This is a genomic window from Paenibacillus sp. IHB B 3415, from assembly GCF_000802655.2.
Lineage (GTDB): Bacteria > Bacillota > Bacilli > Paenibacillales > Paenibacillaceae > Paenibacillus_AQ > Paenibacillus_AQ phytohabitans.
Window position 1 is genome coordinate 24,819 of the sequence record NZ_JUEI01000013.1, and the last position, 23,600, is coordinate 48,418.

The 23,600-nt window shown below is 52.3% G+C and carries 25 protein-coding genes; 16 read left to right on the forward strand and 9 right to left on the reverse strand.

The features are described from left to right. The first annotated feature begins 108 nt into the window (after positions 1 to 108). Both QW71_RS06960 and QW71_RS06965 read left to right on the forward strand, forming a co-directional pair. Positions 109 to 1,236 (forward strand): hypothetical protein, encoded by a 1,128-nt coding sequence (locus QW71_RS06960; RefSeq protein ID WP_039295363.1) that lies wholly within the window; start codon positions 109 to 111, stop codon positions 1,234 to 1,236. After that, on the forward strand, positions 1,233 to 1,514 hold the full coding sequence (locus QW71_RS06965; protein ID WP_039295365.1) for a Dabb family protein: 282 nt from the start codon (positions 1,233 to 1,235) through the stop codon (positions 1,512 to 1,514). The genes QW71_RS06960 and QW71_RS06965 overlap by 4 nt, the downstream gene beginning before the upstream one ends. Positions 1,515 to 1,696: 182 nt before the next feature. On the opposite strand, the gene QW71_RS06970 is transcribed toward QW71_RS06965, so the two are convergent. The 3 genes from QW71_RS06970 to QW71_RS06980 form a co-directional block, all read right to left on the reverse strand. After that, positions 1,697 to 2,599, reverse strand: coding sequence for a manganese catalase family protein (locus QW71_RS06970; protein ID WP_039295366.1), 903 nt, complete (start codon positions 2,597 to 2,599; stop codon positions 1,697 to 1,699). An 84-nt stretch (positions 2,600 to 2,683) separates the two neighbouring features. Further along, a complete protein-coding gene (locus QW71_RS06975) occupies positions 2,684 to 4,042 on the reverse strand; it encodes a metallophosphoesterase (RefSeq protein ID WP_039295367.1) in 1,359 nt (452 codons plus the stop codon). An 88-nt stretch (positions 4,043 to 4,130) separates the two neighbouring features. Then, entirely contained in the window at positions 4,131 to 4,691 is a 561-nt protein-coding gene (locus tag QW71_RS06980; protein WP_039295368.1) for a hypothetical protein, read from the reverse strand. A 157-nt stretch (positions 4,692 to 4,848) separates the two neighbouring features. Here QW71_RS06980 and QW71_RS06985 point away from each other — a divergent pair, with 157 nt between their 5' ends. The 4 genes from QW71_RS06985 (at position 4,849) to QW71_RS07000 (ending at position 7,428) form a co-directional block, all read left to right on the forward strand. After that, positions 4,849 to 5,430, forward strand: coding sequence for a TetR/AcrR family transcriptional regulator (locus tag QW71_RS06985; RefSeq protein WP_306766030.1), 582 nt, complete (start codon positions 4,849 to 4,851; stop codon positions 5,428 to 5,430). 157 nt (positions 5,431 to 5,587) lie between these two features. Next, positions 5,588 to 6,253, forward strand: a complete 666-nt coding sequence (rnhA, locus tag QW71_RS06990; protein WP_039295371.1) for a ribonuclease H — start codon at positions 5,588 to 5,590, stop codon at positions 6,251 to 6,253. A gap of 70 nt (positions 6,254 to 6,323) precedes the next feature. Next, entirely contained in the window at positions 6,324 to 6,992 is a 669-nt protein-coding gene (ung, locus tag QW71_RS06995; protein ID WP_039295373.1) for a uracil-DNA glycosylase, read from the forward strand. A 31-nt stretch (positions 6,993 to 7,023) separates the two neighbouring features. Then, a complete protein-coding gene (locus QW71_RS07000; protein WP_039295375.1) occupies positions 7,024 to 7,428 on the forward strand; it encodes a hypothetical protein in 405 nt (134 codons plus the stop codon). A 998-nt stretch (positions 7,429 to 8,426) separates the two neighbouring features. Here the strand turns inward: QW71_RS07000 and QW71_RS07005 are convergent. After that, the gene (locus QW71_RS07005) at positions 8,427 to 9,566 is read right to left on the reverse strand and encodes an AI-2E family transporter (RefSeq protein ID WP_063776433.1); all 1,140 of its coding nucleotides are present in this window, start codon (positions 9,564 to 9,566) and stop codon (positions 8,427 to 8,429) included. Positions 9,567 to 9,776: 210 nt separating this feature from the next. Between QW71_RS07005 and QW71_RS07010 the strand changes: the two genes are divergently transcribed. Next, entirely contained in the window at positions 9,777 to 10,250 is a 474-nt protein-coding gene (locus tag QW71_RS07010; RefSeq protein WP_039295377.1) for a general stress protein, read from the forward strand. A gap of 13 nt (positions 10,251 to 10,263) precedes the next feature. Here QW71_RS07010 and QW71_RS07015 read toward each other — a convergent pair whose 3' ends face one another. Continuing rightward, the gene (locus QW71_RS07015) at positions 10,264 to 10,560 is read right to left on the reverse strand and encodes a hypothetical protein (RefSeq protein ID WP_039295379.1); all 297 of its coding nucleotides are present in this window, start codon (positions 10,558 to 10,560) and stop codon (positions 10,264 to 10,266) included. A gap of 400 nt (positions 10,561 to 10,960) precedes the next feature. On the opposite strand from QW71_RS07015, the gene QW71_RS07020 reads away from it, so the two are divergent. The 6 genes from QW71_RS07020 to QW71_RS07045 all read left to right on the forward strand — a co-directional run bounded on the left by QW71_RS07020 (position 10,961) and on the right by QW71_RS07045 (position 17,537). Further along, on the forward strand, positions 10,961 to 11,722 hold the full coding sequence (locus QW71_RS07020; RefSeq protein WP_200905895.1) for a DeoR/GlpR family DNA-binding transcription regulator: 762 nt from the start codon (positions 10,961 to 10,963) through the stop codon (positions 11,720 to 11,722). Between the two features lie 40 nt (positions 11,723 to 11,762). Next, positions 11,763 to 12,674 (forward strand): 1-phosphofructokinase, encoded by a 912-nt coding sequence (gene pfkB / locus QW71_RS07025; protein ID WP_039295381.1) that lies wholly within the window; start codon positions 11,763 to 11,765, stop codon positions 12,672 to 12,674. 44 nt (positions 12,675 to 12,718) lie between these two features. Continuing rightward, positions 12,719 to 14,656, forward strand: a complete 1,938-nt coding sequence (locus QW71_RS07030) for a PTS fructose transporter subunit IIABC (protein WP_039295382.1) — start codon at positions 12,719 to 12,721, stop codon at positions 14,654 to 14,656. 143 nt (positions 14,657 to 14,799) lie between these two features. Beyond that, positions 14,800 to 15,300, forward strand: a complete 501-nt coding sequence (locus QW71_RS07035) for a Crp/Fnr family transcriptional regulator (protein ID WP_039295383.1) — start codon at positions 14,800 to 14,802, stop codon at positions 15,298 to 15,300. 315 nt (positions 15,301 to 15,615) lie between these two features. Then, positions 15,616 to 16,287, forward strand: a complete 672-nt coding sequence (locus tag QW71_RS07040) for a YitT family protein (RefSeq protein ID WP_039295385.1) — start codon at positions 15,616 to 15,618, stop codon at positions 16,285 to 16,287. Between the two features lie 452 nt (positions 16,288 to 16,739). Then, positions 16,740 to 17,537, forward strand: a complete 798-nt coding sequence (locus QW71_RS07045; RefSeq protein ID WP_039295387.1) for a TIGR00266 family protein — start codon at positions 16,740 to 16,742, stop codon at positions 17,535 to 17,537. 542 nt (positions 17,538 to 18,079) lie between these two features. On the opposite strand, the gene QW71_RS07050 is transcribed toward QW71_RS07045, so the two are convergent. Continuing rightward, a complete protein-coding gene (locus QW71_RS07050; RefSeq protein WP_039295389.1) occupies positions 18,080 to 18,814 on the reverse strand; it encodes a bifunctional 2-polyprenyl-6-hydroxyphenol methylase/3-demethylubiquinol 3-O-methyltransferase UbiG in 735 nt (244 codons plus the stop codon). Positions 18,815 to 18,985: 171 nt separating this feature from the next. Between QW71_RS07050 and QW71_RS07055 the strand changes: the two genes are divergently transcribed. Together QW71_RS07055 and QW71_RS07060 are read left to right on the forward strand one after the other, a co-directional pair. Continuing rightward, positions 18,986 to 19,684 (forward strand): response regulator transcription factor, encoded by a 699-nt coding sequence (locus QW71_RS07055; protein ID WP_039295391.1) that lies wholly within the window; start codon positions 18,986 to 18,988, stop codon positions 19,682 to 19,684. Between the two features lies 1 nt (position 19,685). After that, positions 19,686 to 20,660, forward strand: a complete 975-nt coding sequence (locus tag QW71_RS07060; protein WP_039295393.1) for a sensor histidine kinase — start codon at positions 19,686 to 19,688, stop codon at positions 20,658 to 20,660. Between the two features lie 23 nt (positions 20,661 to 20,683). Here QW71_RS07060 and QW71_RS07065 read toward each other — a convergent pair whose 3' ends face one another. The 3 genes from QW71_RS07065 to QW71_RS07075 form a co-directional block, all read right to left on the reverse strand. Further along, on the reverse strand, positions 20,684 to 20,959 hold the full coding sequence (locus QW71_RS07065; protein ID WP_039295394.1) for a PQ-loop domain-containing transporter: 276 nt from the start codon (positions 20,957 to 20,959) through the stop codon (positions 20,684 to 20,686). Between the two features lie 128 nt (positions 20,960 to 21,087). Next, on the reverse strand, positions 21,088 to 21,522 hold the full coding sequence (locus tag QW71_RS07070) for a MarR family winged helix-turn-helix transcriptional regulator (protein ID WP_039295395.1): 435 nt from the start codon (positions 21,520 to 21,522) through the stop codon (positions 21,088 to 21,090). Positions 21,523 to 21,617: 95 nt separating this feature from the next. Beyond that, complete coding sequence (locus QW71_RS07075; RefSeq protein ID WP_039295396.1) at positions 21,618 to 22,655, reverse strand: NADH:flavin oxidoreductase/NADH oxidase; 1,038 nt, start codon at positions 22,653 to 22,655, stop codon at positions 21,618 to 21,620. A gap of 250 nt (positions 22,656 to 22,905) precedes the next feature. Here QW71_RS07075 and QW71_RS07080 point away from each other — a divergent pair, with 250 nt between their 5' ends. After that, positions 22,906 to 23,595, forward strand: a complete 690-nt coding sequence (locus QW71_RS07080) for an ABC transporter ATP-binding protein (protein ID WP_047013663.1) — start codon at positions 22,906 to 22,908, stop codon at positions 23,593 to 23,595. Positions 23,596 to 23,600 lie beyond the last annotated feature (5 nt).

The following is a 23,600-nucleotide window of genomic DNA, read 5'->3' on the forward strand; positions in this document are numbered from 1 at the left end:
CCTCACACAATACATTACCTAACTTAACGTGACATAAGGCTGTCCAGTTTATTATGTTACGCTGTTCTGACAAGTGATCTGAACACAATCAGCAGGAGGAATCATAGGATGGCGGAACCATTGAAAGCAATGTACAACAAGGAATTCCTGCGCAGCCTCGGCGCGAAGATCCAGGCCGTATACGGTTCATTTGATACGGACGACTTCACCGCTGCGGCAATGAAAGAGCCTTGGGAGGAACTGGAGCTTAAGGCACGGATGCGGCGGATCACGGAGACACTGGGGGCATTCCTGCCATCATGTTATGAAGAAGCATTAGATATTTTGTGCGCCATCGATAAAGACTGTGTCGGATTTCCGTATCTGATCTTCCCTGATTTCGTCGAGTTGTTTGGCGGCAGGGAGGAGCACTGGGAGTTGTCCATGGCGGCGCTGGAACGGTTCACGCCGAAATCCTCGGCAGAGTTCGCCGTCAGGCCGTTCATGCTGCGGGACCCGCAGCGGATGATGATTCAGATGCTGGCCTGGGCAGAGCATCCGGATGAGCATGTACGGCGTCTCGCCAGCGAAGGCAGCCGGCCCCGTCTCCCATGGGGCCAGGCGCTGCCGATGTTCAAACGCGATCCGTCCCCGGTGCTGCCGCTGCTGGAGAAGCTGAAGGCGGACCCGTCGCTCTATGTGCGTAAGAGTGTAGCCAACAATCTGAATGATATCGCGAAGGAGCATCCGGCTGTCGTTATTGAGACGGCCCGCCGCTGGAAAGGCAATAATGTGAATACGGACTGGATTGTGCGGCATGGCTGCCGCTCGCTGATCCGTAAGGCGGACCCTGAGATTATGGAGCTGTTTGGTTATGCTCCTGAAGCGGGCGGTGCCCCGCTGGTTACCGCCGCTGTACTCGCTGCCCAACCGGCTGAGGTGCGGATCGGTGACAACTGCGAACTGCAGTATGCCCTTACGATCCGGGAAGGTGAACCGGTGCGAATCCGGATCGAGTATGGGATTGACTTCGTGAAGGCAGGGGGGAAGACCTCGCGCAAGCTCTTTTTGTTGTCCGACAAAACCGTCCCCGGCGGTTCCAGACTGTCTGGCACGCGGACGCACCGCTGGGCCAACCTGACCACCCGCCGTCATTATCCGGGAGAACACACCCTAACGCTACTGGTGAATGGCCGTGAAGCCGCGGGTACGTCACTGCTTCTAGAGCCGCAGGATGAAAGGGGAAATGTACAATGATCACCAACAATCTGTTAATCAAGCTGAAGGATGGCAGCCCGGAACGTATTGCTGAAGCCCGTGAAGTGCTTCTGGGCATGCGCGGCAAAATCGGGCATATCCATGAACTGAAGGTGGAGACTGATGTCCGCAGCGGCTCTTACGATCTGATGCTGATTGTGCAATATGAGAGCATGGCGGATCTGGAAGCCTATCTGGTTCATCCGGTGCATGTCAGGGTTTCGGAGTACATTACTGGTGTTCTGCAGTCTGCAGCCTCCTTCTGTTATGAATCCTGATTCGGTAAATGTCAGGGGTTCAGCGAATCTTGAGGTATATGCGGATTATCCGCAACCTCCTGCACCAACCTGCACAGCAAAGCGGATGTCCATGCAGCCCTCTCAGGGCTTCCGGAACATCCGCTTCTTTATTTCAGCCGGCTGTGTCCACCGCATAATATATATGCCAACACCAGCCCTGTCTAATCTTTGATATTGCCTGCCATCTTAAGCCGTTTGGCAATCTCCTTGAATTCCTCGGCCGAGATTCCCGGTGCGAATTCCTCCTTGGACTCGGGAGCCTCGGGAATCGGTACACCTTCAGGCACGCCCTGAATAACCTCAAGCGGAAGCCCGTCCTCTGGATGGGTGCCCTTCCAGATCTGGTCAATGGAGCTGAAATCCTTATCGCTCCAGGTGTACAGCTTCGTATGAACGCCTTTTTCTTCATACTTTCTGGCTTCATTGAACGATTTGTTGTCAAGGGAAGGGATTGGCACAAGCTTGGTTACATTGACGCCTGTGGCAATCTCCAGTGCCTTGGCATAAGCGACCACATGAACGCCTCCACGGACAAGGAGGAAACCGACAACAGCACGCGCAGCCGGATGGTCGGTCATTTCGTAGACCTTCATTTTATGTGTTCTGGCCCCGCATTCCAGGAAGAAGTTATGCAGCAGATCTTCCACGAGGTTGCCGCTGTTGAATACATTGGCCCCGGTCCAGGGGTTACCCATAGAATCGAACGGCATGGCACCCTGGGCTCCGGCCAGGAAGTGATAGGACAGCCGGGCATCTTTTACAGCATCCAGTGGAGTAGAGTCCGGCTTCTTATAATCCGTGGAACCTCTAAGACATTTGTTAACAGCGTGGGAGACGAGTTCGACATGGCCTAACTCCTCTGCGGTAATGCTCATTACCAGATCGTAGAAGGGCTTCAGCTTCTCCTTGGAACGGAAGTTAAAGGACTGATACAGATAGTTGTTGAGTGTTGACATTTCACCGAATTTACCGCCAAGCAGTTCCTGTACAGCCGCAGCGGCATTGGGATCTGGTTTCTCGACGTCCGGAATCTCAATCATAATCTCATCCATGCGTTTGAACATTGGTTTGTCATCCTCCTTAGCGCTTCAGCAGTCATGATATTGCTGTACAGCCCTAAATTAAACGCAATCCTTCATGCTCAAACATCAACGGGCCGGAAGCTGTATATGCAGCTGGTGGTTGTTCTTCTGCTCCCGTGCAGCCATGCTCAGGACATAACTTCTTGTCCCGCTGGCGGGGGCCTTCTGCCAGAGGCGGTAGCCTTCCGTGGCGATTACAGCCGCATTGTCAGTACTGGCGGTTCCTGCAAAATAAATCTCATTCAGCCGGCCGACCACATCCGCCATCGCGTTCAGCTCGGCATCCGTGTAATTAGCGTACGCTGTGTCCGCGGTCAGACGGGAATAACTGCGGGTCGCGGAGCGCTTGCGGAAATTAGCTTCGCTGTAAGTGTTGAACTGGAGCAGATTCTGATCTGTGCTGCCCGAAGCTGCGGCCCACAGCTCCATCCCTAATTTAGCTGTATTGTAATCCAGGGTCTGATTAGAAGCTGAATAGTTTAAGATGCCGTATTGATGCGGGAATACCGATAATGCACTGTCTGCGATGTCATAGATGCTGTTGCCGTCCTTCTGATATTCACTTATATCCTGAATATGAATGTGGCCGCTGAGTGTGGTATGGATATTATTGCGCAGCAGGGCGTCAATAACCTGCCCGTTATCATCGACAGTGAAGCCCTCCTGGATGAAATCGCTGTGATCCAGCAGGCTGTGATGCATGACTGCTACGATCTGCGCCCCTTGTGACGCAGCCATTTCACCACAGGTATCAATCCATTTGAGGGTCGAAGCGCTCACCTTGCCCTCAAGCTGCGGATTTCCCAGCATTTTATTATTCTTGTACTGTGCAGTGTCGAGCATAAGCAGCCACAAATCATCCGACGGGGCGGCCAGATAGCTCAGCGAATCCTCATCCTCCAGCAGCGCTTCATTGTAACCGAGGCTGCCATAGATTTTGCGGAACTCTTTGGCTGTAACGGAATCTGCAGGGTATTGGCGCTGGCCTTTGAATTTGCGGGCCCAGGGATTCTGGATATCGTGATTGCCGGGGATCACATATACCCGGGTCCCTGTCTCCTGTTCGATGGTCTTCAGATGTTTGGCCAGGTCTTTGTGGCTGGCTTCTTCACCATTGTTGCTGAGATCTCCGCTAATGATGACGGCATCGGGCTTCCGGATGCCGATGTCGTATCCGAGGGCTTCCATCATTTCGTTGCTGTATCCCAGCTGTTTACCATCCCCGGCAGCCAGAAACTGATTGAAGGCAGGCCCGAGATCCCTCAGGCTTTGCGATAAATAGTGTGTGTCGGTAGTCGTAAGAATACTAAGATCATGGCCGGACTGTATGCGGTATTGCGGTTGTTGCTCCTCTTCTTGCCCGCTGCAGGATGAGAACAGCAGCAGCAGTAGGGAGAGAATGACGGACTTACGGACAGATAACATGGGTTCTGCACCTCTTTTCCTGGTAAAACCGCAAAAAGGTGTCCCCGGCAAGATTGCCCTGAAAGGAACACCTCCTGTACAGAATAACTTATTTCTGGACTTCAGTCACACCGGTTACCTTACCTTGGTCAGCTGCCGTGTAGGTAGCCTGGTATTTGGCATCCGAGAAATAGACATTGCCTTCAATGGTAGCATTCACAACAGCGAAGCCGTCAGCTTCAACGTAGACATCCCCGACAAAGATACCGCCTTGTATCCGGCAATTTTCACTGCGGATCGTAATTTTCGGAGCGGTGAGCGTGAAGGAATTGGTGATGTTGTGATCTGCGTCCTGGGTATAGAGCGCGATTTTGCGGGCTGGCTCCTCCTTATTGATGAACTGTCCGTCTACCACAAGCTCTTCCGTGAAGGTCAGGTCGTTCAGGACTGCGGCGATCCAGTGGCCGTCTTTGCTGATCGCCTTCTTGAAGGCTTCATTATTATCAACGACGGAAACCGATGTTACAGCATCCGGTGCTTCGGTGGCCGTGGCCGTGTTGCCGTTATTTGCGGACGTGTTTGTATTTGCCGCATTGTTGTTTGCCGAGTTGCCGCATCCGACGAGCAGGGTCAGAGTGAATGCGGCTGCTATTGCTGCGAGCTTTCTCATGTAAATAACCTCCTTGGGGTGTGTGTTGCTGCAGATTTATTTTTCCTTTAAAATTAATATAGAATGATTAGTGCGGAATTAATGTGATTTAATTCACAATGGCAGAATAATATTTACCGATCGTTCTATAAATGGTAAAATTGATCCAGAAAGGAGCATGATGATGGCGAGAAGCAAAGAATTCGACATTGATGACGTACTATTGAAGGCGATGAATATCTTCTGGCAGCAGGGCTATGAGAAAACCTCGATGCAGGATCTTGTAACCGGCATGGGGATTCACAAGAGAAGCATGTATGACACATTTGGAGACAAGCATACTTTATATATAAAAGCACTGGAGCGGTTCGCAGCCATCAACGCCTCCCGGATGGAGGGCCGTATCGAAGGCATTTCCTCAGCCAAAGCTGCAATCACCCTGCTGTTCGAAGCAACGATCCACAGGAGTGAAGACGAGCCCAAGGGCTGTCTGCTGGTGAATACCGCAGTGGAGCTGTCCAATCATGATCCGGAAGCAGCAACCAAAGCGAATGATGCTTTTCTGAATACCGAACATCTCATCGAACGGCTGATCCGGCACGGTCAGGCTAGCGGAGAGATCTCCGGCCGGCATCAGGCCTCCGCGCTTGCTGCTTATCTGCATAATGCCCTCGTCGGGCTGCGGGTCATGGTCAAAGCCACCCGGGATATTGACAAGCTTCAGACTATCGTTAACACTACGCTTTCCGTACTGGAATAATGCGGCCCTATTAGTATGAACGCGCCTGCTGGTAATTATCCAATTTAAATTTCGGCTCACAGCAGGCGCTGAGCTTATTTGCACTTCAATATCGCCGCGGTTTGGATTACAATATGATTTTGATGATTCATGAGGCGTGCAGGAAGGAGCTATATTCATGGCTAAGCAGAAATACTATGTAGTGTGGGAAGGCAAGCAGCCGGGAGTGTACAGCACTTGGGCAGAATGCCAGGCGCAGACCGATCATTATACCGGAGCGAAATATAAGTCTTATGAGAGCAGAGCGGCAGCGGATACGGCTTATAAGGCGGGCTGGAAAGGCAACTGGGGAACAGGTGCGTCCTCATCCGGCGCAGGTGCCAAGAGTAAAACGGCAAACAGCTGGAGCCGCAGTGCCTCGGTAGAAACGTCAGAGGAGATTGATTATGACAGCATCTCTGTAGATGTCGGCACCCGCGGCAATCCCGGACCGGTAGAATACAAAGGCGTAGACACGCAGACCGGGGACATTATTTTTTCCTGCGGTCCAATCAGTAAGGGAACGAATAACCTCGGGGAATTTCTGGCGATTGTCCATGCGCTGGCTCTTCTTAAGAAGGAAGGCAGCAGCCGTACGGTCTATACCGACTCCGTGAATGCGATGAAGTGGGTGAAGCAGAAGAAGGTCGCTACTACCCTGCCCCGGGATGCTTCCACAGAGGAAATCTGGACGCTGATTGACCGGGCGGAGAGCTGGCTGCGCAGCCATACATATGAGAATAAGGTGCTGAAATGGCAGACTAAGGTATGGGGCGAGATCAAAGCAGATTACGGGCGCAAATAAATTCTGCGGGATCTGGTTAATAACAGGTAATGAATGAATACTACAGGGAAGCAAGCAGGAGGAGAACGGGATGTTCGGCAATGATTGGGATGAGGTACTGCAGGAAGAAACGCATAAGCCCTATTTTGAAGAGCTGCGTTATGCGCTGGCACGTGAATATAAGCAATATACAGTCTATCCGCCAAAAGACAAGCTGTTCTCAGCGCTGAAGCTGACGCCTTACAGCAAGACCCGGGTGGTCATTCTGGGTCAGGACCCCTATCATGGGGCGGGACAGGCTCATGGCCTGAGTTTCTCGGTCGAGCCGGGAGTGCGGATTCCTCCGTCACTGCGCAATATTTATACCGAGCTGCATAATGATCTGGGGGTACCTGTGCCGAACCATGGTTCTCTGCTCCACTGGGCAGAAGAAGGGGTGCTGATGCTTAACGCAGTGCTGACCGTACGTGAAGGCCAGCCGAACTCGCATAAAGGCTTGGGCTGGGAGACGTTTACAGATGCCATCATGGAGAAGCTGAATGAGCGGACAGAACCGATGGTGTTCATCCTGTGGGGCAGTCATGCCCAGCTCAAAGGGGCTTCGATTGACCGCAGCAGGCATAAGGTTATTCAGTCTCCGCATCCAAGTCCGTTCTCGGCCCATCGCGGATTTCTCGGCAGCCATCCGTTCTCACAGGCTAACTCCTATCTGGAGTCGCACGGGCTTACAGGAATCGATTGGTCCATACCGAATGTATAAGTAGCACGGACACAGCGAAGGGGGTGGAGCCATGAAGCATTGGGTAGGCAGACCGGTCATTATGTACTGCGGAGAAGAGCCATATACGATCATGAAAGGCGTGCTGCGCAGATGGGACCCTGCAGCTTCGGTAGCCGTAATCGGACATCAGGAGATTGCCGTCCCTTTTCGTGACATTGTGTTCATCAAGGCATTGGCTCCCAAGGAGAGGGCATTGCCCCCGGTCCTCCATTCCGTCGGGTACGTGATGAGGGAACGCCAGCAGTTTGACAACGCGGTATATTTCAAGTCGGCGGTCACCATTTGGAAAGGCGATCAGCTGGTTGCCCTCAATACGACCATCGTAGCGCACACCAAGGGTTCAGTCACGCTCCGTGATGGGCAGAACCTGCTGAAGGGCAATCACATTTTTGTGGTTCGTTCTCTGCGGGGCTGAGATTGCGGAACGGAAGGCTTCGGAAGGTATAGCAAAACGGGCAAACCTCTTATTTAGAGATTTGCCCGTTTTTTTGTTTTTGTTATTTGGATTATTATGATATTTGATTGTTGTGGATAAGATCAGCGTATGGGTTATGGATAAGATTCTTTGGAATTAGGGCAGATCCGTCTAAAGGATGAATTAATTCTTATTCTTATATCAGAAATCCCGCTGATCCCGCCGAAAGTGAGCGGAACGGGAAAATTAAAGGGATAAATCCCTCTGTTCCCGCCGAAAGTGGGCGGAACGGGGAAATTAAAGGGATAAATCCCTCTGATGCCGAAAGTGGGCGAAATGGGAAAATTAAAGGGATAAATCCCTCTGATGCCGCCGAAAGTAAGCGGAACGGGAAAATCAAAGGGATAAATCCCTCTGATCCCGCGAAAGTGAGCGGAACGGGAAAATCAAAGGGATAAATCCCTCTGATGCCGCCGAAAGTAAGCGGAACGGGAAAATCAAAGGGATAAATCCCTCTGATCCCGCGAAAGTGAGCGGAACGGGAAAATCAAAGGGATAAATCCCTCTGATCCCGCCGAAAGTGGGCGGAGCGGGAAAATTAAAGGGATAAATCCCTCTGTTCCCGCCGAACTTTGAGCAAATGAGCAAATGAGGAGCATTAGTGCTCTTGATTTCACCGGATGCTGGCCAAATGAGCAAATGAGGAGCATTAGTGCTCTTGATTTCTATCGGATGCTGGCCAAATGAGCAAATGAGGAGCATTAGTGCTCTTGATTCCATCGGATGCGGACCAAATGAGCAAATGAGGAGCATTAGTGCTCTTGATTCCACCGCCTGCTATCCCAGAAGTAGTCTGGATGGAGCAATGTGGGGGTGTCTTATAAGCTTCATGGCCTGCATGAGCTACATTAGCTTGCACAGGCCCATCGGCTCCAGCCGGACTCGCCCTTTGGGCGAATTCAGTCTTGAAATATAACACTCAAAGCAGGTTTACTGAACTACATCTGCTCTTCTTTAACAATCTCGACCTCAATCCCTGCCGGTGCTATAGGCCCGGGACCGCCCGGATCATCCTCACGCTCAGCGATAATGATTTCATAAATCCGCAAGAAGAGGATTTTGAGAATCATATATACAGGCAGCGCAATGAGCACACCGATAATGCCGAAGAAGTCGCCGCCTATCAGGACAAGCACAACGGTTGTCAGCGGATGTACATCCAGGGATTTACCATAGATAATCGGTGACAGCACATTGTCCTGAATCTGCTGGGCAACGACGACGATAATCAGAGACCAGAGTGCCATCGAAGGAGATTCAATGAATCCTACGATAATAACCGGAATCGCTGCCAGCAAGGAGCCGACATAAGGAATGAAGTTAAGCGGAATGGAAATAACGGCTAGCAGTAGTGAATACGGCAGGCCGATAAACAGAAATCCGATGTAGAGCATGATGCCCAGCACCACATTCAGCAGGACGCGCGTAACAATGAAGCCGCTTAGCGCACTGTCGATATCCTTCAGCATATCCTGGCCTTCCTTACGGTATTTTCTTGGAATCAGGCCTTGAAGAATCGGCGACAGCTTATATCCATCCTTCAGCATGTAATAGAGAATAATCGGCAGTGTGGCAATAACTACTACGATGCTGGAGATGACACCGATTAGATTGGACATGGAATTCGTCACCCAGGTAATGGCGCTATTCACGTACTCCGTAAGTTTAGTGGTCAAATTGGCATCGCCCTTGAAGAAACGGGACAATGAGGGATCATTCTGGATTTTATTGAACTGATTCTGTAGCCCCTCCACCAGATACGGGGTATTGTCGATGAAATTCTGGATTTGCTCACGCAGGGTCGGCCACACCAGCACCCAGAACAGTACGAACAAACCGATGAAGACGAGATAGATTAGGAGAATCGAGAGTGCACGTCCAAGTTTTTTGGTCTCCAGGAAGTTGACGAGCGGGCGGAGCAGATAATACATGAACCCCGACAGCATCATTGGCACAAGCAGAAGGTTAAAGATGGATACGAGCGGCGTAAATAGGAAAATAACTTTGGAACCCAGGTACAGTATCGTCAAAAAGGCGATAATGGCCAGGCATGTCCGGAAATATTTGCTTTGAAGCACAGCAGCCCCCCCAATCTCTTGATTTATGTTTATGTATACGCATCAGGAGCAGCAGCGTTCTATCTTATTTTAAAAGACTGCTGTATATCATTTGCCTGATTCTATCTTTATAACCGAATTAGGAGAGAATGATTCACTAACGCCGAGACTTCCCGTCAGGTTCAAGCTACTGGCAGAGTGGTAATATCGCAATAACAGGAGGGATGTTAGATGCCTACATTGGTACTCGGGATTTTTGGACATCGGAGCGATGCTGCACTGGCGATTGGGGAGCTAAAAGAGGATGGAATCAAATCGAAAGCTATATCTGCAGTCACGAAGCAGAAAAATACGCTGGAGATCATCAGCCACGATACCGGAATTGGGGCTGCGCAGACCGGGGAAGGCAATGAGGGCTTGTTCGGTACAGCCCGCGGGTTAGGAGTGGGTCTCGATATGCTGGCCGATACTGCTGTAGCTGCGGGTCCGGCTGCACGCAAACTGGCTGGAGCCGATATTGAAACGGATGGTCTTATTGTAAGTCTGATCGGTATTGGCATTCCGCAGGAGGACGCGGAGGCTTATGCCAGGCATGCCGAGCTGGAGCATATTATAGTCATTGTCTTCCTTGATGAGGAGGAGCAGCGTGAGAAGGTGGACTCTATATTCGCCAAACATCAGGTTCTGCCTTTGAAGATTTCATAAGCAAAAGAATATATCAACGCGGCCGGCGGGATTTTCGTCTGGCTGCTTTTTTTTTTCGTGATTGGACGAATAGAATAGGGTCCACTTCAAAGCCTGCCTGTCCTCCGGTTTCTTTGGTCACCTGTTTGGCTTTGACCAGGGAGAGAAAAGCAAATATTTCACCTAATGCCCCAAAACCTGCTGCAATGATTGCATAGTCTTCGGCACTGAGTTCTTCAGCTTCTGCAGGGGAGGATTTGTCCGCACCACCGCCAGTGTTATTGTTACCGCCGGTATAGCCGGATCCATAATTATTGTTGTTATAGGCCATCTCCTGTTCACCCGCTTTTCCCCATATGTAATATAAAATATGTCGCTGACCGCGTTTGTGAAATAGGCGTTCGGGTGGTTATTTGCTGCAGCCGTTGTTTGACCCTTTCAGGATGAAATGAGCAGAGATGAGCATCCATGCACCCATTCAATCAGAGGATAACGGAAAGTTCCACAGTATAAGGGATATTATAAGCTTTTTCCGTAAAAAATAAGCAGACAAAAAAGCACTTTACAGTTTATGAAAACGCTGTTACAATCATAAATGAGCATAAATGATCAATATCAGTCACGCTTAAGCTTTTATTCAAATCCAATTGACAATAATCCCGAACGCAAATAAACGATTGTGTATAAAAGGAATCCGGCAGCACGTGCTGCAAGTTCGAGGAGTGAAGCGCATGTTTGAAGAAGAACGGAAGCTGAGTATTCTGCAGTTTATTGAGAATCATACAAGAGCATCGGTTCAGGAGCTGAGCCAGGAGCTGTCCGTCTCAGAATCAACGGTCCGCCGCGATCTCAAGGAGCTTGAGGAAGCACGGCTGCTGAAACGTACGCATGGCGGGGCGGTATCCCTGCAGAGTGTGAACTTTGAAGCAGCTGTTCCGGATAAGGAAGACCGGTTCCTTGATGAGAAGCTGCGGATTGCCCGCAAGGCCGTGGAGATGATTGAGGAAGGCGATGCTATTCTTCTGGATGGCGGAACGACCACGCTGCAGATTGCCCGGGCGCTGAAATCCTTCCGTAATCTCAAGGTCATCACCAACTCGATTATGGCGCTTAATGAGCTGAAGGATTGCCGCCATATCGAAGTTTCGATTACAGGCGGAATGCTGCGGCCGGACACGATGGCTTTTGTCGGACCAATGACAGAACGCTCACTGGATATGGTTCGGGTAGACAAAGCATTCCTAGGAACCAACGGGCTGGATATACGTGAAGGCATCACGACTCCGAATATGCTGGAGGCTGCAACCAAGCGCAAAATGATTGCTGTCGCAAAGCAGACCATTCTGCTCGCAGACCATAGCAAGATCGGGCAAATCTCCTTTTGTAAAGTGGCGGATCTGCAGGAGATGGATCACTGCATTCTTGATACGGATACGCCGGATAACTTCCGCCGGGAGCTGGAGAAGATGGATGTTGATTATACCTTGGTGTGAGTGTGAGAAGAAGACAAACATTATAAATGAGGGATGAATGATGATTTATACAGTGACACTTAATCCTTCCGTCGATTATATCGTGGAGGTTGAAGAGTTTACACTAGGCGGGTTAAACCGGATGAAACGGGATATGAAGCTCCCCGGAGGGAAGGGAATCAATGTATCCCGCGTGCTGAAGCAGCTGGGGGTCGAGAATACGGCAACCGGATTCCTTGGCGGTTTCACGGGCGGATATATTGAGCAGTGGCTGCGCCAGGAGATGATTGCAAGTGATTTCGTTCATATAGCGGATGATACCCGGATCAATATCAAGCTGAAAGCCGGGGAAGAGACGGAAATTAACGGAGCCGGACCGGAGATTTCGCAGCCCGAGACCGCTTCGCTGCTGCACAAGCTGGATGCCCTGAAGCAGGGCGATGTTGTTATTCTGTCGGGAAGTACTCCACCGTCGCTTGGGGGAGATTTCTATAGCAGGCTGATTGCAGTATGCAAGCAGAAGGGGGCAGAGTTTGTAATTGATACAACGGGACAGGCGCTGAAAGACGCGCTGCCCTTGGGACCGCTGCTTGTCAAACCGAATCACCATGAGCTGGCAGAGCTGTTCGGCGCTCAGATCAGCACCAGGGCTGAGATTATCACCTACGGGCGTAAGCTGCTGGAAGCGGGGGCTAGGCATGTGCTGGTATCGATGGCCGGTGAAGGCGCATTGTTTATTTCCGAGCAAGGTGTCTACCATGCGGCTGCTCCTGCGGGGCAGGTGAAGAATTCAGTAGGTGCTGGAGATTCCATGATCGCCGGGTTTGTGGGGACCTTGTCGCTGACAGGAGATGTGCTGGAGGCATTCCGTGCCGGCGTCGCCTCAGGAAGCGCAACGGCATTCTCGGACGATCTGGCGGACAGTCAGAAGATAGAACAGCTTCGGCCGCTCGTTGTAATTTCTCAGCTGTAAACGAGATAATGAAAGATTTTAAGTAAAACGGGGAGTTGAGATTAATGAAAATTACAGATTTGATGATACAGGAAACTATGATAATGGAGCTGCAGGCTACAACGAAGGAAGCGGCGATCGACGAACTGATTGCCAGCCTCGCGGCCAGCGGACGCATTAATGACGTGAAGCTGTTCAAAGAAAAGATACTGGACCGTGAAGCCCAGTCCAGCACCGGAATCGGCGGGGGCATCGCCATGCCTCATGCCAAGACCAAAGCTGTGAATGAAGCGACGGTTGTGTTCGCCAAGAGCAGCACCGGACTCGATTTTGCTTCCCTGGATGAAGCGCCGGCCCATTTGTTCTTCATGATCGCGGCGCCGGACGGAGCTGGAAATATGCACCTGCGCACACTGGCTGCGTTGTCAAGGCTGCTCATTGAAAGCGAATTCATCGAACAGCTCATGAGTGCCAAGACTCCTGCAGAAGTAACGCGCTTGTTCGATGCCAAGCAAGCTGAGGCGGAAGCGGAAGCTAAGGAAGCTGCGGAGCAAGAAGCCCGGAAGACAGCGGCGCCGCAGGCTGAACCTGCACGGATGATCACCGGGAATCCGGATTCTCAGAGCTTTGTTGTGGCTGTGACAGCATGTCCTACGGGAATTGCCCATACCTTCATGGCTGAGGATGCCCTGAAGAAGAAAGCCAAAGAGATGGGAGTTAACATCCGAGTAGAGACGAACGGTTCAGAAGGTGCGCAGAATGTGCTGACTGCGGATGAGATTGCCCGGGCGAGCGGAGTTATTATCGCTGCGGACAAGAACGTGGAGATGGACCGCTTCAACGGCAAGCCTGTACTTCAGCGTCCTGTAAGCGATGGAATCCGCAAGTCAGAGGAATTAATCCGCATCGCGGTCCAAGGCAATGCGCCAATCTACCGCAGCTCCGGCCGTAATGAGGATGGTGCCGCATCGGCGAAGTCCGGAACAATCGGAAGCAAGATTTATAAAGACCTGATGAATGGCATCTCCCACATGCTGCCGTTCGTAGTGGGCGGCGGGATTCTGCTGGCGATCTCCTTCCTGATTGAACAGGTAGCCAGTGTCGATAATCCGCTGGTGAAGCTGCTGCAGACGATCGGCGGAGGAGACGGGGCGTTCCACTTCCTGATTCCAATCCTGGCCGGATTTATCGCACTTAGCATCGGCGACCGCCCGGCACTGATGCCAGGTATGGTCGGCGGTATCATGGCTCTGAATGCCAATGCGGGCTTCCTGGGCGGCCTGGCTGCCGGTTTCCTGGCCGGTTATGTGGTTATTATGCTCCGCAAAGCCTTTTCTGGCCTGCCGCGTACGCTTGACGGCCTGAAACCGATTCTGTTGTATCCTGTGTTCAGCTTGCTTATTACCGGCGGGGTCATGTTCTATCTGTTCAATCCGGTATTCAGCTGGATTAATGAAGGTATGATTGATGCGCTTAACCACCTGGGTACTGGCAACAAAGTATTGCTGGGATTGGTGCTTGGCGGTATGATGGCCATCGATATGGGCGGTCCGTTCAATAAAGCAGCATACACCTTTGCTATCGGTGTGTTCACCTCAAGCGGCAACACAAACGGACTGATGATGGCTGCTGTTATGGCCGGGGGGATGGTGCCTCCGCTGGCAATCGCGCTGGCCACTACCTTCTTCAAGAATAAATTTACAGAGACGGAACGCAAATCCGGATTAACCAACTACGTGCTGGGCTTGTCGTTCATCACCGAAGGCGCCATTCCGTTTGCTGCAGCAGATCCGCTGCGTGTGCTCACTTCCTGTATCGTGGGTTCAGCCGTAGCCGGCGGACTGACCCAGCTGTGGAATATCAATGTTCCTGCACCGCATGGAGGTGTGTTCGTAGCCTTCTTATCCAGCAGCGCGCTGCTGTTCCTGCTGGCTGTGCTGATCGGTTCCGTTATTTCCGGGCTGATGCTGGGTCTCTGGAAGAAGCCGCTCGCATTGAAGTAACGTAATCATTCCTGTCCTGAACCGTATGGAAGCAGAGCAACATTCTGCATTCATACGGTTTCTTTGTTTGCACGCTCCATTTTATTGTCGTATTTCGGTATAATTAAAAATATATATAAAGAGAAGGCAAAGGAGAATGCGAAATGATTCTGCACAAAGGGGAAGTCTTGTTCCGTCAGGGGGACGGCGGCCAGAACCTGTACCGGGTGAAAAGCGGACTGTTCAAGGTGACAAGACTGCATGAGAACGGAAACATGGTACTGTTTAACCTGCTGTATCCGGGTGAGACAGTTCCCCATCATTCCCTCATTTCGCCGAAGGAGGCGCATGGAACAGCGGTGGCGATGATGAAAAGTGAGGTCGAGCTCATTCCCGCTGCGGAATGGTACCGGGAGCTGCGGGAGGACCCTGAGAAGGTGATGGAGGTCGCTCTTCTGCTCCAGGAGAAGGTGCGGTTCATGCAGACACGGCTTGACCATCTTACAGTCGGAACGCCCGGGGAACGCATGGCGCTGCTGACCCGCTGGCTGAACGAATACTCTCATGGTGCACAGCTGACAGATCTGCTGACACAGGAAGAGATCGGGCAATTAATAGGTGTACGCCGGGAAACTGTCAACCGTTTGCTGCGGAATCAGGGCTGATTGCTTATTTTTAATGGAAACTGTTTAGACTGCCCCTTCCGCGTGGTATAATCTATTCAGAACATATCAAACTAAAGAAAGGATCAGGATACCATGTGTCCCCGAAGGACGATTCCCCAAAGGACGATTTGGAAACGTTATGATCTGTCTTATACTTAGCTTCCCTGTAGAATGTGCGCTTACTGTTGTTAATTGACGATAGCCGCCTCTATGAGGGAAGGAGTATTGTATGCGAAGGAGCAACACCTCCGGTTTAACCCCTCGTAGAGGCTGGTGGGACGTCTAGCCGCCATTTACGATAAGGGGAGACCGAGTATGAGGAAACAAGACAGTGGCATGAGTATGCCGCTCCGATTAGCCGTTATTTTGTCCGGAACACTATTGCTTGCATTTACGTATTATCACATCAATTATCAGAACCATTTGACTGAGGGCGGGTTCGTAGGGCTGTCGCTGCTCGGCAAATATGTGCTTGGGATTTCACCATCACTATCGATCCTGATTTTAGACATTCCAGTACTCTTAATCGCAATCATCTTCAAAGGAAAATCGTTCGTGGTGAACACCTTCATCTCTGTAGCAGCCTTCACGGTATTCTACGGACTGATGGAACGCTATTCCGGATGGGTTATTGATCTGCAGGATAACTTGCCGCTTGCGGCATTGTTGTCAGGTGTACTGACAGGTCTAGGAGCAGGTATGGTCCTGCGAGGCGGCGGGGCGAGCGGCGGGGACGATATTCTGTCGCTGCTGATCAGTGAATGGAAAGGAATTAAGGTAGGAACCGTATTTATCCTGATGGATGTAATTGTTCTGGCATTGTCCCTCTTCTATATGCCGTTAAGAGAGACCCTGTACACAGTGATGGCTGTAGTCGTGGCCGGATATGTGATTACTTTTACAACCTCTCTGGGCAGACCGAAGCTGGTCAAGGCTCCGAAGATTCAATCGGCAATGGGCAATGCGCAGGATAGCACGGTAATGTGAACAATGCAATGTGAACCCCGTATACGGGGATGATGAAAGGTCAGCGGACTTAAGTCCAGCTGGTCTTTTTTTTGAAAAAATCCTGCACAGAATACAACATTCCGCCCGTTATATCGACCGTAACCGGAAATTGTTGTATGAAATGCAGCATTCTGCCCCCTCCAAGCCGATTACCGAGAGGATTCTTGTATTTCATACAACAATCCGACCTCACACCCCGGTATTCAGTGAATCGAAGTTGTAATATCTGCAACATTTTTGCATATCATCCTCTGTTAATTTGTTTTCGGTAAAATGTTTACTTCTTCGTTTCACGCCACAATTCGCACATTGACCTCCCGGGTGTTCCTGGATACTGAAACCGTGAGGCTTGAGCGCGCGTATATATTTCATTCAAACTGCAAGGCCCAAGGTTACACTATGCTCAGAATGTAGAGGGAGGATGTAAGGGAATGAGTGCTCACGAAATTGACTATGCGATTATGGGTGAGGAAATTCAGTGTGTGGAGGTGCAGCTCGACCCGGGGGAGAGCGTGATTGCCGAAGCGGGCAGCTTCATGATGATGGACCCGGAGATTACGATGGAGACGATCTTTGGTGACGGCAGCGGCAACTCGCGGGGCGGCGGCGGACTGATGGGCATGCTGAAGGGTGCAGGCAAACGGCTGCTGACCGGGGAGAGCCTGTTCATGACCGTTTTCACGCACAGCGGGGCATATGGACGGAAAAGCGTAACCTTTGCCGCCCCGTACCCGGGCAAGATTATTCCGCTGGATCTTCAGCAATACGGCGGCAAAATCATCTGCCAGAAGGATTCCTTCCTCTGCGCAGCCAAAGGCGTGTCGATCGGCATTGAATTCCAGCGCAGGCTGGGGGCGGGCTTCTTCGGCGGTGAAGGCTTCATCATGCAAAAGCTCGAAGGAGACGGACTCTCCTTCGTTCACTCCGGAGGTCATGTGCTGGAGCGGACGCTGCAGCCTGGAGAGACCATCAAGCTCGACACCGGCTGTCTCGTCGCCATGACATCCTCTGTCGATTATAATATCGAGATGGTCAAAGGAGTGAAGACTGCGCTCTTCGGCGGCGAAGGCCTGTTCTTCGCCACCCTGCGCGGACCGGGCAAGGTGTGGGTGCAGTCGCTGCCGTTCAGCCGGATGGCTGACCGTATTCTGTCGGCCGCCGGACCTTCCGGGCGGAAGGAAGAGGGCAGCATCCTCGGCGGATTGGGCAATCTGCTGGACGGCAAGTAAATGGAGCGGCGATGAAATAAGCCGCCAATCCAATTTCAACCGTAATAATTGGCCGCCTCGCGGGGTTCCCGGAATGCAGCAGCAGCCTCGTCGGGTTCCCCGGAACGTAGCAGCAGCCTCGCCGGGTTCCCCGGAACGCAGCAGGTGTTTCACGGGATTCCCCGGTAAGTGCAACAGCCGCCTCACCGGATTCCCGGGAGGCGGCTGGGCTGTTTGGTCTGCGGAGGGAAGCGGACTGAGAGGCCCCTATTTCCAGGAAAGACCTTCTTTTGCGGCTGAAACGGACTGAGATTCCGTTATCCTGTTCATTTCAGCTTAAAATGAGGGATAACTGGAACCATAACGGAATCTGAGTCCGCTTGACCCGTCAAATCAGCAGATTTGCCCAAATAGCGGAATCTCAGTCCTCCTCAAAAGCTGATGAGTTATGAAGCCACCGGCCTCCTAAGGAGCAAATGCGCGCATACTAAGCTCCGACTCACCCTCGAAGCTCCACCCAGCCGCGCCCTCGAAGCAATTTTGTTTCTCAAACGCTATACCGGCTAATTCTTCACCGCAGACAGCAGCAGGAACATCGGACGCCGGGTTTCCTCCAGCCAGGCTGCGTTCTTCTCCAGCATATCCGCAGTTGGCTGCAGCTCGGAGATCCGGGTCAGGGTGAAGCCGGAACCGATCAGCGTATTAACGTAGGTAGCAACATTACGGTGGTACTTCGTAACTGCATGATCAAGGAAATTGGCTTGCCGCGGTCCTTCGAGATGATAATTGTCAACAGGCCAATGCTGCTTCCCGCCTTCAGGACCGTAATGCCAATCCTGCGCGGCGAGCGCGGTGAAGATGGGATGCTCAACCGAGAACACGAAGGCTCCGCCAGGCTTCAGGCAATAGTAGACCTGGCGGCAGAGGCTGGCGAAATCCTCTACATAGTGAATGGCAAGTGAACTGATGACTGTATCGAATTCATCCGCACCAAAAGCGGCATCTTCAATTGCCAACTGGAGGTATTCAATCTTCGGATCGCGGGTCATCGCCCTGGCCCGCTCCAGCATATTCGCGGAAAGATCGATGCCCACTACAGAAACGGCCCCCTGCTCACGGGCATACCGGCAGTGCCAGCCGAAGCCGCAGCCCAGATCCAGTACCCGCTGACCCTGCAGGTCAGGCAGCAGCGTGCGGAAAGTCCCCCATTCTCCGGCGGACTCAAGTCCGCCTGTGGAGCGCGGCATCCGGCTGTAATTTTCAAAAAAACTGGCCTCATCATATTTGTTTTGCTTCATACGGTGTACCTCCGTAACGGACTTTAAGCCCGTTATTTTTTCGAAACAGGAATTGTACTGGCATTCACCGCTTCCCGGAAAGTATACCGCAGATTTGACTGGAACGCAGGTACTGTATATATTATGGGGCAAACCCCTTAGACTACTTAAGGCGGCAACCGGAGGGCTATGATGTTCAAAATATTTATCATTGAGGATGACAAGGGACTGGTAACCCTGCTCCAGGACTACTTACATAAGTTTGGATACGAAACACGGGCGGTGCATGATTTTGAAGCGGTACGGACCGAGTTCGAGGCGTTTGCCCCGCAGCTGGTACTGCTGGATGTGAACCTGCCCAAATTCGACGGATATTATTGGTGCCGCCAGATCCGTGCGGTCTCGACCTGTCCCATTCTGTTCATCTCCGCACGCGACGGGAAGATGGATCAGGTCATGGCGCTGGAGAATGGCGCGGATGATTATATTACGAAACCCTTTGATTACGAGATTGCGATGGCCAAAATCAAAAGCCACCTGCGCCGCGCTTACGGCTCCTACGCCGGGGGCGGCACTGAACGCAGCCTCACCGTCTCGGGACTGATGCTGGACGTAGAACGGCTGATCCTGACGCGGGGCGGAGCCAGAATCGACCTCAGCCATACCGAGGCCAAGATTCTCGATGAGCTGATGCAGAAATCCGGTACCCTCGTTACGCGTGACCGGCTGCTGGAGAAGATTTGGGATACCGAAGCTTTTGTGGATGACAACACACTGAACGTCTATGTAACCCGGGTACGCAAGAAGCTGGCTGCGCTGGACATTATGGAGGGGCTGCAGACGGTGCGCGGTCAAGGGTACAGGCTCACCGGGAATTGGGAGGAGGGGTAACATGAAGCTGTTCATGCGGGAACAATCGCCATTGATCATTGTCTATCTGGCCCAGCTGATCATGATTACGCTTGTCTACCGGCTGGACGGGGGAAGCGGAGTCACGGTGAGCCTGTACGCGGCGCTGCTCAGTACGATTCTGCTGCTGGGTTATCTTGCCTACCGGTATCTCACAAACCGTACATTCTATGAGCGGCTTATGACGGTGCCGGCATCGCTCGAGGAATCCGGAGGGCCGGCGCAGAACACGCCTTTGGCCGGGAGTCTGCGTATGCTGCTGGCCCAGCAGTTCCGGCTGTACCAGAACGACCTGCACAACTACCGCCACAAGCTGGAGGAGCATATTCACTTCATCAACCAGTGGGTGCATGGCATGAAGACGCCGCTTTCGGTGATTCATCTGATGATACAGGATAAAGACGGGCCTCCGTTCACGGCCATTGGCGATGAGCTGGACCGGCTGAAGAAAGGGCTGGAAACGGTGCTCTACACCGCCCGGCTGGATACCTTTGAGCATGATTTCTATGTCGAGCGGCTGGAGCTCTCGGCCGTGGTGCGGAGCGTGACCTCGGAACAGAAACGGCTGTTCATCCGTAAGCGGGTGTTTCCGGTGATTTCTGTGGAGAGCGGGATTTCGATTACCTCGGACGAGAAATGGCTGTCCTTCGTCATAACCCAGCTGATAACCAATGCCCTGCGCTATACAGTGGAGGAGGGGAAGTTTGTGCATTTCCACGGGTATTTAGAGGAGCAGGGCAGGGCTGTGCTGGAGGTGCGTGATGAAGGCGTGGGCATCCCTCCGGGTGACCTGCCGCGGGTATTCGATCCTTATTTTACCGGCGTCAACGGGCGCAGCTTTCAGGAATCTACCGGCATGGGGCTGTATCTGGTGAAGCAGATCTGCGGCAAGCTGGAGCATGAGGTGGAGATTACCTCGGAGGTGGGCAAGGGGACGGCAGTGCGGATTATATTTTGATACAAGCGGGAGGCGGTTCGGCTCTACCTGCTGCCGGCCCGGTAGCGGATAATCAGGAGGACGACCGTTGATACGACCGCCAGCGACAGGGTATTGGTAATCAGAAAAGCGAGCCCGACCCCCTGAGCGGCCAGGTTAACCGCATAGGCTTCCATAAGGGCGATGCCCAGCAGCATCAGCAGGTAGGACTTCAGGCTAAGGTCTGCGACAGACCGGGTCTTAATGATTTGCAGAATTTGTGGAATCCAGCCTACAGAGAGAATGATACCGCCAATCAGCTGCATAACCGTGAACAACATGCGTACACCCCGCTATTCTTCGTTTAGTACGTTGTATGCTCAATGGGCGGTTGAGGTTCGGTGCATATCAAAACCCCGCCGCCCCTGTAAGGGACGGCGGGTTCACCCGGCAGGCGCTCTGCCCGGGTCTATTGCTGTTTCAGCTGCACAAGCTGTTCCAGCAGCTGCTGTATATCGGCTACAGGAAAGGCTTCTTGCAGCACTTCATTAACGGTCACCTGTGCCCGGTCCACCTTATTCTGACCGATGTCAGTCAAAGAGGTATAGATGCTTCTGCGGTCATCATCACAGACCTTGCGCTGCAGCGCGCCGCAGCCTTTGGCTTCGAACCGGCTGACCAGCCGGGATACGGCGCTCTGGCTCAGCCCGACCATCGACTCAAGCTGCTGCAGCTTCAGCTTCTTCTCGGGTGCCTCGGACAGAAACAGCAGTACGTAGAACTCCTTGAGCGATAACTGATAGTTCTCCATCAGCTTTGCTTCAAGTGCAGCGGCAACATTCATTTGTATATGAGAGAGTGACAACCAGCTGGTTATCAGGTCATTTGCAGGGGTGTTCTTCATGTCATCAATCCTCCCGGTGCATGCCATTCATGAATATAAATTTCACTTTAGTATATCATCTGGAAGAAGAGAAGGACACCGCAGGGAATGCTCAATTATTTGGCGGCGCGGGGAAACCCGAACTCATACTGCTTGGGAACGCCCGCGTCTTTGCCGAGCACTACACCAGCTTCCAGCGTCCAGTAAGGATTTCTCAGCATGCCCCGTCCAACCGCTACGAGATCAGCCTCTTCATTGCCGATGACCGCGTTGGCGAGTACCGCTTCATCCAGCCGGCCGACGGCAATCACCGGCACATTCAGCTCCTGCTTGATAGCTCTGGCCAGCGGCACCTGATAGGCAGCATGTGTGCCCGGTCTGCCGGCTGCAGCTATCGGGCCTTCACCGCCTGCACTGATGTGGAAGATATCCGCTCCGGCTTCCTTATAAGCTCTGCTGATTTCCAGGCTCTCGGTGAGCCCATAGCCGCCCTCAACGTATTCCTGCGCGGAAATGCGCATGATCAGCGGCATACCCTCAGGCATTACGCTCTTCGCGGCAGCAATCACTTCCCGGCCGAACAGCGTCCGGTCCTGTCCGTACTCATCCGTTCTCTGGTTGGTCAGCGGTGAGTGGAACTGGTGAATCAGGTAGCCGTGGGCACCATGCAGCTCAATGACATCGAAGCCGGCCTGGACGGCCCGCTGCACACCCAGCTTGAATTTGCCTACCATAGCTTTCACTTCTTCCGTAGTCAAGGCATGCGGAGTAGTAGACTTATCGTCAAAAGGAATAGCGGAAGAGGAGACAGGAAGCACGGCATCCTCGGCCTTGCGTCCGGCATGGGCGACCTGAATCCCCACTTTGGTACCGTAGGCATGGCTGGCCTCCACGATCCGGGCCAGGGCAGGGATCTGTTCATCGGACCAGAGTCCCAGATCATAGTCGGTGATACGGCCATCCGGGTCAACATCAGCCATCTCTACAATAATCAGTCCGGCACCGCCGACTGCACGGCTCACATAATGGTTATAATGCCAATCTGTAGCGATTCCATCTTTATTGGTGACCGAATACTGGCACATGGGCGGCATAACTACCCGGTTCTTCAGCTTCAGGCTCTTAAACTCATAGGGGGTGAACAGATCCTTCATTATTCGTCGCGCTCCTTCGTTCAATCTGGAATTGGCATGCGGCTGGGGGGACTATGTAACAAATAATCGGCTCTCCATAAAATACATGCATGCTCATGCATTTAAATATAAGGCCTTATCTCTGCACTGTCAACTGTCAACTACAACTGTGCTTACAATACTGTAAGGTAGCTGTAAGTTTCAGAAATAGCAGCATTAGTTTACAGTTTGTATAATGAAAGCAATCCAGGTGAAAGAGGAGCGGTAGCCCTTGCCCCTATTAGACGTACACAATTTATCCAAAATATATGAAGGCAAGGTATCCATTCACGCGCTGAACCATATCCGGTTCGCCGTGGAGAAGGGGGAATTCGTCGGAATTATGGGCCCGTCCGGCAGCGGCAAAACCACACTGCTCAATGTCATCGCGACGATTGATGAACCTACCTCAGGCCAGGTAATGATCAGCGGCCGGGACCCTAACCTGCTGGGCCGTAAAGAGAAGGCGTTGTTCCGCCGCAAGGAGCTGGGGTTTGTATTCCAGCATTTCAATCTACTGGACACGCTCACGGTAGAAGAGAATGTAGTATTGCCGCTGACTTTAAGCGGGAGTTCCGTTGCGGAAATGGAAAAGCGGCTGGCCGAAGTGGCCTCCAGGCTGGACATTGCCGGGCTGCTGCACAAACGCACCTATGAAATCTCCGGCGGCCAGATGCAGCGCGTAGCGATTGCCCGGGCGATGATCCACCGCCCTTCGCTGATTCTGGCGGATGAACCCACCGGCAGCCTGGATTCCAAGGCGTCGGAAGAAGTGATGGGGCTGCTGGCTGAAGTGAATGAAGCCGAGGGAGCGACAGTGCTGATGGTTACGCATGACGCGGTGGCAGCGAGCTTTTGCCACCGGGTGATTTTTATCAAAGACGGCCGCTTCTACAGCGAGATGTACCGGGGCGCTGGCTGAAGTGA